This window comes from Arthrobacter agilis, from assembly GCF_002953615.1.
GTDB classification, from domain to species: Bacteria; Actinomycetota; Actinomycetes; order Actinomycetales; family Micrococcaceae; genus Arthrobacter_D; species Arthrobacter_D agilis_B.
Map to the genome: position 1 here is coordinate 2220829 of NZ_CP024915.1, position 8429 is coordinate 2229257.

9 protein-coding genes and 1 pseudogene are annotated in these 8429 nt (G+C 70.2%); 4 read left to right on the plus strand and 6 right to left on the minus strand.

The genetic code is table 11. The annotated features are described in order from the left end of the window. Window positions 1-253: 253 nt before the first annotated feature. Entirely contained in the window at window positions 254-1306 is a 1053-nt protein-coding gene (locus CVO76_RS10840) for a phosphatase PAP2 family protein (RefSeq protein ID WP_208739245.1), read from the minus strand. 216 nt (window positions 1307-1522) lie between these two features. Between CVO76_RS10840 and CVO76_RS10845 the strand changes: the two genes are divergently transcribed. The 4 genes from CVO76_RS10845 (at window position 1523) to CVO76_RS10860 (ending at window position 5064) form a co-directional block, all read left to right on the plus strand. Then, complete coding sequence (locus CVO76_RS10845) at window positions 1523-2365, plus strand: SRPBCC family protein (protein WP_208739246.1); 843 nt, start codon at window positions 1523-1525, stop codon at window positions 2363-2365. A 137-nt stretch (window positions 2366-2502) separates the two neighbouring features. Continuing rightward, window positions 2503-3150 carry a 4a-hydroxytetrahydrobiopterin dehydratase gene (locus CVO76_RS10850; protein WP_208739247.1) on the plus strand — a complete coding sequence of 216 codons (648 nt, stop codon included), beginning with the start codon at window positions 2503-2505 and terminating at the stop codon, window positions 3148-3150. A gap of 16 nt (window positions 3151-3166) precedes the next feature. Then, the gene (locus CVO76_RS10855) at window positions 3167-4726 is read left to right on the plus strand and encodes an FAD-dependent monooxygenase (RefSeq protein WP_208739248.1); all 1560 of its coding nucleotides are present in this window, start codon (window positions 3167-3169) and stop codon (window positions 4724-4726) included. Continuing rightward, complete coding sequence (locus tag CVO76_RS10860) at window positions 4723-5064, plus strand: UBP-type zinc finger domain-containing protein (protein ID WP_208739249.1); 342 nt, start codon at window positions 4723-4725, stop codon at window positions 5062-5064. The genes CVO76_RS10855 and CVO76_RS10860 overlap by 4 nt, the downstream gene beginning before the upstream one ends. Window positions 5065-5156: 92 nt before the next feature. Here the strand turns inward: CVO76_RS10860 and CVO76_RS10865 are convergent, their stop codons facing one another. From CVO76_RS10865 to CVO76_RS10885, 5 genes and pseudogenes are all read right to left on the minus strand, one after another. Next, window positions 5157-5534, minus strand: coding sequence for a response regulator transcription factor (locus CVO76_RS10865; RefSeq protein WP_133081321.1), 378 nt, complete (start codon window positions 5532-5534; stop codon window positions 5157-5159). A 144-nt stretch (window positions 5535-5678) separates the two neighbouring features. Continuing rightward, window positions 5679-6083: a monovalent cation/H(+) antiporter subunit G gene (gene mnhG, locus CVO76_RS10870; protein WP_208739250.1), complete on the minus strand. Its 405-nt coding sequence runs from the start codon at window positions 6081-6083 to the stop codon at window positions 5679-5681. A gap of 4 nt (window positions 6084-6087) precedes the next feature. Next, entirely contained in the window at window positions 6088-6345 is a 258-nt protein-coding gene (locus tag CVO76_RS10875; RefSeq protein WP_133081323.1) for a monovalent cation/H+ antiporter complex subunit F, read from the minus strand. Then, a pseudogene (locus tag CVO76_RS10880) lies at window positions 6342-6892 on the minus strand (Na+/H+ antiporter subunit E). The gene CVO76_RS10875 and the pseudogene CVO76_RS10880 overlap by 4 nt, the downstream one beginning before the upstream one ends. Beyond that, complete coding sequence (locus CVO76_RS10885; protein WP_432206095.1) at window positions 6889-8427, minus strand: Na+/H+ antiporter subunit D; 1539 nt, start codon at window positions 8425-8427, stop codon at window positions 6889-6891. Before CVO76_RS10885 ends, CVO76_RS10880 begins: the two are co-directional and overlap by 4 nt. Window positions 8428-8429 lie beyond the last annotated feature (2 nt).

An 8429-nucleotide genomic window follows, 5' to 3' on the forward strand; every position in this document is an offset into this window, starting at 1 on the left:
CTGGAGTCTCCAGCGGCGTGCTGGGTGGAGGGCGGCGCCGAGGATGCGGAGTTCTGCATGGGGTGGATGTTCCTTCCGCGGCCGCGGGCATGCAGGGATGCCGCGGCGATCGCGTGGGTGGAGGACTGGGACTGACATAAAACCCTGAACCGTGCGGAACCGGGAGTCAAATTCCGGCCTCCCGCGGAGGGTCCGTCCTGCAGCCGGCCGCACGCCCGAGGGTGCTTCGAGGCCGCGAGCGGCGACGGAGGCCTCAGGCGGGTACCTTCGTCTCCTCGACGACCGGGAGGTCGCGAAGGAGCCTGCGCGGTCGGGTCGCCTGCCATGCCAGCCACGTCGCGAGCGCGCCCAGGGCGAAGCCGGCGATCACGTCGACGAGGTAGTGCCACCCGAAGTAGACGGTGGCGAGGGCGGTGAGCAGGAGGTACGTCCAGAGGATCGCCCGCAGGACGACCGGCAGGCGGATCAGGTGCGCCACCAGGGCCGCGGTGAAGACCACGGAGACGTGGAGCGAGGCGAAGGCCGCGATGCCGTGGACCGACTGCGTGGCGTGCGGATCGGCGAGGACGCGCACCCGGCTCCGGTACAGGGATTCCCCGAGATCAGTGACTGCCGTGCGGGGCAGGTCCGTGAAGTGGGTCCGCTCGACGAAGATCGGGCCGAGGGAGGGAATCGCGTAGTAGCTCGCCGCACCGAGGATCCAGTTGAACGACAGCGCGGCGACGTACCACGCGCCCTGTGACAGCTGCCGGGACCAGACGAGGGCCGCAGCGACGGACATCGGGACGAAGATCAGGTAGGACACGTACACACTCGACAGGACATGCGCGCTGACCCCGGTCCCGAGGATCTGCTGCAGCACGTCGCCCGGGTGGTGCCCGCCCGTGAGCCATCGGTCGCTCGTCTGCAGGAGGGGATCCGCCACCCGATCGCGGACGAACGGCAGGAAGCTCTTCATGTTCCGGTACGAGACGTACGCGAGGTAGAACGTGAGCAGCCCCATGGCTGTCACCACGAGCCGTGACACGGGCCAGCGGCGATGGAACTCGATCGCCGCGACTCGATGCATGGTGCGGACGGAAGGTCGCCTCAGCAGCGTCCGTGGGGCGACGTCGGCGAGGACCATCAGCGCGAGGATCGCGGGGAGGCGGACATAGCTGGGACCCAGGAAGCCGTCCGGGTCGCGCAGGGGCAGCCCGAAGCCCACGGCCGTTCCGATGGTGAGGACGGTGAAGGAGGCCGCAACGGCCAACGGGACGCGAAAAAGCCCGGACGGGACCGACGCCGGCGTCGAGGGTTTCAGCATCATCAGATAGTACTAGCATCCCACAGCGCCGATCGTTGTGATTCTCACTGATTGCATGATTCCGTCCGATGCGTGCGACCAGCGCGACGCCGGCTGCTCTCCGGGCCCCGGCCCTCGCCAATCCGCGGGCCCTGACGTTACGCTAAGCGTGCTTATGAATGTGGGATGGGCAGTCATCCCTGTCTGTCATGTCACGGACCAACCGAAGGAGATGCCATGAGCACGAAGGTGGAAAAGCGGATTCTCGTCAACGTACCCCTCAGCGTGGCCTACAACCAGTGGACCCAGTTCGAGGAGTTCCCCCATTTCATGGGCGGCGTCAGATCCGTCACGCAGCTCGACGAGGAGCGCCTGAACTGGGTGGTGGAGATCGGCGGGATCCGCCGGCAGTGGGAAGCGAGGATCCTCGAGCAGGTGCCGGACGCCAGGGTGTCGTGGGCCGCGACCGAGGGCGCGACGAATGCCGGTTCGGTGTCGTTCGAGGACGTCGGGGGCGGGCAGACCCAGGTCCACCTGGTGCTCGAGTACGAGCCCGAGGGCCTGGTCGAGAAGATCGGCGACAAGCTCAACGTCGTGGAGAACCAGGCCGAGGGCGACCTGGAACGGTTCAAGGCGTTCATCGAGGACGAAGGCTATGCCACCGGAGCCTGGCGGGGATCGGTGGGCTCCGGCACGGTTGCCGGAGAGCCCGGTGTGGAGGCTGCCGCCGCGTCCCGTGGCGACAGCGGCAAGGCCGGGGTCTCCGGCAAGGTCGCAGCCGGTATCGGCCTGGCCGCTGCCGCAGCAGCAGCCGGTGTCGCCGCCGGGAAGAAGAGCCAGGCACCGACCGGGGACACCACGCCCGACGCCACCATCACGCCCGCGGACGGCGGCGCCGCGGAGGTGTACACCGGCGCGGACGACGGCCTCTCGCCCCACGGCGCGGAGACACTCGTTCCGGTCGATGATGGCGTCTCCACCGAGGGGTCGGGAACAGGAGCCGGTGAGCCCGGCAGGACCGCCGACGTCCTGGACGATCCGCTCCTCGACAAGAACCGGACGACGGGCGGGGCACTCTAGGTACCCGATCGGCAGGTACCCGATCGATACCGGGCCCGGTGCCCGGTCGGACCGCTGCCGGATGCCTCCCGAAGGTGTCCGGCAGCGGTCCGGCACCTTCTCTTCCCCTCCCCGCGCGCCCGCGACATACTGGCGGCATGACCATCCTCAGCACGCAGGAGATCCTCGACGCCGGCCTCGACGACTGGCGGAAGCTGCCGCAGGCCCTGCACGCCCGGTTCCTGACCGGGGACTTCACCACCGGCCTGGCCTTCGTCTCGGGAGTCGGTGAACTGGCGGAGGCGGCCGGCCACCATCCGGACATCGCCCTGGCCTACCCCCATGTCGATCTGACACTCGTCAGCCACGACGCCTCCGGCGTGACGGGACGCGATGTCGACCTCGCCCGGCGGATCAGCGACCTGGCGGGACGGCGGGGCATCAGTGCCGATCCGGCAGCGCCCACCGTCGTCGAACTCGCCCTCGACACCGCCGACCCGACGGCCATCGGCCCGTTCTGGGCCGCCCTGCTGACCGGCGATGCACACGCCGTGGCCGGGGACGACGTCGTCGACCCGACCGGGCGCGTGCCCCTGCTCTGGTTCCAGCACACCGGGGCGCACGAGACGCCGCGGCAGCGCTTCCACCTCGACGTCTGGGTGCCGCACGACGCGGCGGAAGCACGCATCGCCGCAGCGGTCGCCGCCGGGGGCACCGTGGTCGACGACGCCGCAGCGCCGTCGTTCACCGTCCTGGCAGATGCAGAGGGCAACCGGGCCTGCGTCTGCACGACGCTCGACCGCTGAACCGGCGGTCCGGGCGATGACCACGGCGGAGGACGGGACCGGCCGGGAGGCCGTGGACGTCCTCGTGGTCGGCGCGGGTCCCACCGGCCTGATGCTGGCGAACTGGCTGGTGACCCTGGGCCACGACGTCGCGCTGCTCGACGGCAAGGACGGCCCCACGCGTGAATCCAGGGCCCTGGGCGTCCATTCGCGGTCCATGGAGATCTACGACCAGCTCGGCGTCGTCGACCGCGTGCTCGCGGAGGCCGTCCGTGCCGAATCCCTGCGGCAGGGTTTCGAGCGCCGATCGTTCGCGCCCATCCCGCTGACAGGGCTGGGGCGCGGACTCACGCCCTACCCCGGGATGTACATCCTGGAGCAGAGCGCCAACGAGCGCATCCTCGCCGACAACCTCGGCGCGATCGGAGGGTCCGTCCGGTGGAAGCACCGGGTCTCGTCGCTGCAGCAGGTGGACGGCGGCGTCCTCGCCGTCGTCGACGGGCCCGGCGGCTCCTCGTCCCTCCGGGCGCGCTTCGCCGTCGGGTGCGACGGGGCGTCGTCGACCGTCCGCACCTCGACCGGTACGGCGTTCGAGGGCACCACCAGCAGGCAGACCTTCTACCTCGTGGATGCGCTCGGCGTCAGCGGACTCGCCCCCGCCTCCGTCAACATCCGGCAGGGTGCCGCCGAGTTCCTCCTCGCCTTCCCCATGCGGTCGCACGGCGGCAGGAACGGCCAGCGGCTCATCGGAGTCGCCGGCGACGACGCGGCCGCCATCACCGAGGCCTTCGCCCGGCGGCGGATGGCGGAGACGTTCGGGGTCACCTACGAGGACTCCCGCTGGTTCTCCACCTACCGCGTCCACCACAGGATCGCCGCGCGCTTCCGCATCGGCGCCGTGCTCCTCGCCGGCGATGCGGCCCACGTCCATTCCCCTGTCGGCGCGCAGGGCATGAACACGGGACTGCAGGACGCCCACAACCTCGCCTTCAAGCTCGACGACGTCATCTCCGGGCGCGCGCCCGCCACGCTCCTCGACCGCTACGAGACCGAGCGCCGACCCGTGGCCGTGCGTCTCCTGAAGACCACGGACCTCGTGTTCCGCGGCGTCACGTCCCGCTCGGCAGCGGTGGGGCTCGTGCGGAGGTACGCACCGCGGATCGTCCTGCCCCTCGGCGTGGCACTCCTCCCCCGCCTGCCGGTCGGACGGCGCCTCGTGGGCTACCTCGGCCAGATCCGCATCCACTACCGGATGGACGGAGGGAACCGGCCCGGACGACGGGACGCCGTCGTGGGGCGGCGCCTGCACTGGACCGGGTCGAACTTCGATGCGCTGCGCGCCGCTGCCTGGCAGCTGCACCTGTACGCGCCGGACGACACCGCGGTACGGCGGGCGCGCGCCGCCGCGGAGGACCTCGACCTGCCCCTCCACGTCTTCCCCACGGTCGGGGCGACCCCGCTCAGGCCCGGCATGCTCTACCTCGTGCGTCCGGACGGATTCGTGGCCGCGGCAGCGCGGCCGGACGATGCCGCCGGGGCCTTCGGCGCACCCGGCGGATTTCCCCCTGCACGACCCCACGACAGGAGACGGCCATGACGGACGCCATCGACACCAATGCACACCCCTCGGGTACCGGCTGCAAGGAATGCGGGGACTCGGGCGGCTGGTGGGTCCACCTCCGCCGCTGCGCCGCCTGCGGGCATGTGGGCTGCTGTGACAGCTCACCCGGCCGGCACGCCTCCGCGCATGCCGCCGACACCCTGCATCCGGTGGTCATGTCCTTCGAACCGGGCGAGGACTGGTTCTGGGACTACCGCGTCCAGGAGTTCGTCGAGGGCCGCCCGCTCGCCGCGCCGACCAGCCACCCCTCGGACCAGCCGGTGCCCGGACCGGCAGGGCGTGTGCCCGAGGACTGGCGGGCCCGCATCTCCTGACATCCTGCGGGAGCGGGACGCCGCCATGGTCGACCGACGTCCCGGCGGGGGGGTCCTCCGCCGAAGCCCCGACGCGGGCCTGGGACGTCCGGTCAGGCGGCGCTCGCCCGGGGGAAGACACCGTCGAGGTACGCGCCGAGGAGCCGTGGGCTGAAGGGCTTGGCCATGAAGTGGTTCGACCCTGCGGCCAGGCACTGTTCCTCCGTGAGCTGTGGAGGCCGCGCGGAGATCGTGAGGATGTGGGCGTCCGAGCCGACCCTGAGGTGGGCGCAGACATCGATGCCGTCCGAGTCCGGGAGGTTCAGATCGAGTGTGACGAGCTGCGGGTCGACGGTCTCCACGAGGCGCTCCCCCTCGGCGCCGGTCACGGCCTCGTGCACCGTGAAACCCCGTGAGGACAGGACGATCACGAGGAGCTGGCGGATGTCGGCGTCGTCCTCGATGACCACGGCGTTCCGCTGCTCGTCCATTCCACCACCCTGCACTGTCGTGTCGACCCGTCGATATGAAGCAACCTTACCTTCCGGTACCGAAGCATCGCCACCGGGGCCTCCGGGTGCCGGAGGTATCGGTCCGGCGGGACGACCGGACACCGGGCAGCCCGTCCCGGCTGCTCAGGAAGCGTCGTCGTCCCGTTCGACGGGTGCGTCGGGTGAGCGGCGGGACCCGGGGTGCGCCGGGTCCCCCGCGGCATGCGCCACGACGTCGTCGAGCTCGTCGAGGGTGAGGAGGTCGCGCCGGAGGTGCCGCGTGCGGTAGCCCGCCCGGCCGACCATGTGCGCGGACACCGGGCTCGTGAGCAGCTGGAACACCCAGCACAGCACCAGGAGCGGGACCAGGGCCCAGCTCCGGGAGTCGACCGCGAGCGCCAGGAGGAAGAGCAGGAGACCGAGGACCTGCGGCTTGGTGGCTGCGTGCATCCGCGAGAGCAGGTCCGGGAAGCGCACGAGGCCGATTCCCGCGGCCAGGGACATGAGGGCTCCGCCGATCAGGAGGACGGACACGACGACGTCGACCATGGCGCTACTTCCTGTCCGTGACGAACCGCGCCACCGTGACGGACCCGATGAACCCGATCAGCGAGACCGCGACGAGCAGGACCAGGTTGTCGAGATGCTGGTTCACCACCATGTTCAGCACCAGTGCCGCGCCGATGATCGCGACGATCACGTCGAGGGCGAGGACCCGGTCGAGGATCGACGGACCGCGGACCGCCCGGTACACGGCCAGGACGGCCGCGACGGAGAGTATTCCGCCGACAACATATATGACCGCCGTCATCGCTGTGCCTCCTCGGACCGGAGCGCGGCGAGATCGGCCCGGCTCCCCATGATGCGGATGAGCCATGCCTCCGTCGCGAGGACCTCGGCGCTCGCACCGCCTCCGCATGCTCTTCCGTCTCGACGTCGAGGCAGTGCAGGTAGAGCGTCGAGGTGGAGCGGTCCACCTCGAGGACGAGGGACCCGGGGATGAGCGAGATCGCGTGACCTGTCGCCGTGACGAGGAAGTCCGAGTGGCTCCGGAGCTCCACGGCCACGACCGCATTCCGGAGGGACGGCCCCTTGCTGATGGCGAGCCAGAACACCTGCACGCTCGCGGACACGAGCTGGAGGAGGAACCGGCCGATGAACGGCAGGAGCCAGAGCACGTTGAAGCGGCCCGTCAGCTCCACCGGGGGCAGGTAGAAGAAGTTGACGATCCCGTACGCGATGATCGCCCCGAAGACGAGGTTCCCGGGACCGAAGTCCTGCCAGAGCGCCCCCCAGACGAGGACGAGCCAGACGACGAGCGGGAGTTCGGTGATGAGGGGGATGCGCTGGCGGCTCATCCGTCCGCCCCCGGCCCGAGGACGGCCTCGATGTAGGGTGTGCGCTCGAGCATCTCGGAGGCCGCGTCGTCGCTGAGCGTGAACAGCGGCCCTGCCAGGAACGTGAGGGCGAGCCCGAGTGCCACGAGCCCGATCGTGGGACCGGTCATGGTGCCCGGGAGCAGCGTCACGGGGTCCTTGCCCGCGAACCGTCCCGTGTCCTCGCCCGTCACATGGCGGGAGGTACCCACGCTGGAGCCGTCGGCCTTGCTGGCGAGCAGGATCGGATCCGGGTCCTCCGCGTCCGCCGGGCTGCGCCAGAACGCCCTGTTCCAGACCCGCGCCATGACCAGGAGCGTCAGCAGGCTGGTGAGCACTCCGCCGGCCACCAGCACGTACGCCAGGGGCGTCCCGAGGGCCACTCCCGCCTGGATGAGTCCGAGCTTGCCGAGGAAACCGGAGAACGGCGGGATGCCGGCGAGGTTCATGGCCGGGAGGAAGAAGAGGATCCCGAGGAGCGGTGACAGCTTCGCCAGCCCGCCGAGCCGGTCCATGTTGGCCGTCCCGCCCCGGCGCTCGATCAGGCCCGTGACGAGGAAGAGGCTCGTCTGCACCGTGATGTGGTGCGCCACGTAGTAGACCGCCGCTCCGAGGCCCACCCGCGTCGAGATGGCGAGCCCGAAGACCATGTACCCGATGTGGCTGACGAGCGTGAAGGACAGGAGCCTCTTGATCTCCGCCTGGGCCAGCGCTCCGAGGATCCCCACCACCATGGTCAGCAGCGCGACCACCATCAGGAGGGAGTTGATGCGGTCGCCCGGGAAGAGCAGGGTCTCGACGCGGACCATGGCATAGACGCCCACCTTGGTCAGCAGGCCGGCGAACACGGCGGTCACGGGTGCCGGCGCTGTGGGGTAGGAGTCCGGGAGCCAGAAGGAGAGCGGGAAGACCGCGGCCTTGATGCCGAACGCCACGAGCAGCATGAGGTGGAGCACCATCTGCGTCGCCGGGTCCACGGTCTCCAGTTTCACGGCGAGGTCCGCCATGGTGATCGTGCCGGTCGCCCCGTAGATCATCGCGATGGCGATCAGGAAGAGCATCGATGACACCACGCTGACGACGACGTACGTCACCCCTGCGCGGATGCGCGGTGCCGTGCCGCCCAGGGTCATCAGGACGTAGCTCGCGGTGAGGAGGATCTCGAACCCCACGTACAGGTTGAAGAGGTCACCGGTGAGGAACGCGTTGGACACCCCGGCCACGAGGATCAGGTAGGTGGGGTGGAAGATCGACACCGGTCCGTCCTCGTCGCCGTCGGACATCCCCTGGCCCGTGGCGTAGATGAGCACCGAGAGACTGACGGCGGACGACACCACGAGCATCAGGGCGGAGAACTGGTCCACCACGAGCACGATGCCGAAGGGTGGCTCCCACCCGCCGAGCCTCACGGCGTGCGTCCCCTCCGCGGGCGCGGCGAGGAGCATCACGACCTCGATGAACAGGGTGACGCTGAGCGTCGTGATGCTCACGGCCCGCTGGCCGCGGGAGTGCCGGATGA

What these genes read in the sequence shown, in the direction of transcription:
- CVO76_RS10845 (WP_208739246.1), top strand. Translation starts at nt 1,523, where the DNA reads ATGAGCACGAAGGTGGAAAAGCGGATTCTCGTCAACGTACCCCTCAGC.
- CVO76_RS10860 (WP_208739249.1), top strand. Translation starts at nt 4,723, where the DNA reads ATGACGGACGCCATCGACACCAATGCACACCCCTCGGGTACCGGCTGC.
- CVO76_RS10855 (WP_208739248.1), top strand. Translation starts at nt 3,167, where the DNA reads ATGACCACGGCGGAGGACGGGACCGGCCGGGAGGCCGTGGACGTCCTC.
- CVO76_RS10865 (WP_133081321.1), bottom strand. Translation starts at nt 5,534, where the DNA reads ATGGACGAGCAGCGGAACGCCGTGGTCATCGAGGACGACGCCGACATC.
- mnhG (WP_208739250.1), bottom strand. Translation starts at nt 6,083, where the DNA reads ATGGTCGACGTCGTCGTGTCCGTCCTCCTGATCGGCGGAGCCCTCATG.
- CVO76_RS10850 (WP_208739247.1), top strand. Translation starts at nt 2,503, where the DNA reads ATGACCATCCTCAGCACGCAGGAGATCCTCGACGCCGGCCTCGACGAC.
- CVO76_RS10875 (WP_133081323.1), bottom strand. Translation starts at nt 6,345, where the DNA reads ATGACGGCGGTCATATATGTTGTCGGCGGAATACTCTCCGTCGCGGCC.
- CVO76_RS10840 (WP_208739245.1), bottom strand. Translation starts at nt 1,306, where the DNA reads ATGCTGAAACCCTCGACGCCGGCGTCGGTCCCGTCCGGGCTTTTTCGC.